The organism is Methanocalculus taiwanensis, assembly GCF_024372745.1.
GTDB classification, from domain to species: domain Archaea; phylum Halobacteriota; class Methanomicrobia; order Methanomicrobiales; family Methanocorpusculaceae; genus Methanocalculus; species Methanocalculus taiwanensis.
Window position 1 is genome coordinate 1 of the sequence record NZ_VOTZ01000068.1, and the last position, 1,008, is coordinate 1,008.

1 protein-coding gene is annotated in these 1,008 nt (G+C 44.0%); it reads right to left on the bottom strand.

Annotation, left to right across the window (positions count from 1 at the left end; translation table 11 throughout):
- Positions 1 to 151: 151 nt before the first annotated feature.
- Positions 152 to 1,008: cohesin domain-containing protein (locus FTO68_RS11815; RefSeq protein ID WP_255333613.1), on the bottom strand; the 857-nt coding region annotated here is incomplete at its 5' end.

A 1,008-nucleotide genomic window follows, 5' to 3' on the forward strand; every position in this document is an offset into this window, starting at 1 on the left:
TCTTTAAGCGCATCTACTTCCGGGTCAAATACTTCATTAACACAAACAATATAATTTCATTCATTATATAAAGATCTTACTATCTGATCTCAACAGATCCTATTCGAAACTTGACATTGTAGAGGTAGGTGCAAAAAATTAGGGTTGAGGGTTAGAGAACTGGTATTTTGCCTACATAATAGTAAGCAATTCTGGCTGCATCAGCATGGTTGACAGGTTGTTCATCATCGACAAACTTCGCCAGTGGATCCTGGGCTACAAGCCCTATTGCGATCCATGCTACCTTTGCCACATCCCCAATATCCACACGGTTATTTTTATTTAGATCACCTCGAAGCAGGTGTGTCAGTTCACCTGGTATTGTGTAGGCAAATGAACGAGGAGCAAACCCAACACTATATTCGGAACTGTAGTTGGTTTCAACGAAGATGAGGCTGCTCTTCCCGGTTTTGTCTTTCATTGTGATATTGAGCTGTGCAATCGAAATTGGTGTATTACCTGCACTGAATGTATCATCTGTTGAAGCAGATATAATTACACGACCCTCTTGTTCGTGAATGTTGTACGTGACAGTCATATTTGGTGTGGCATTTACAACCCCTGTTACATCCAGATACGATGGATCGTAGGAGAGAGTGAATCCAAAACCTTCTGCTTCAGAAATGTGCTTTACTGAAACCGGCACAAGGATGGTATCGCGTGTCCGGGCTTCTGTGGATCCTGCAATGATTGTTGAATCATCGGTGACGAGTGCCGCCAGTGTCCACTTATAGGACGAACCGATACGCTCCGCAGTCAGCGTGGTTGGTTCTTCATCTGATATATCAGTAATATACCAGGAGTTGGTCTTGGCTCCATAACTCTTTCCCCCCGTGCCCGCGTCAGGGAGTACTGTCCCGTTATAGGTGTATGTTGCATCTGCATAGGTGGTATAAACAACTGTCAGCTCGGCATCATCTGGTTTATCAGAGAGTACACTGGTATCAAATAGTGTTTCCCTTGGCTCCG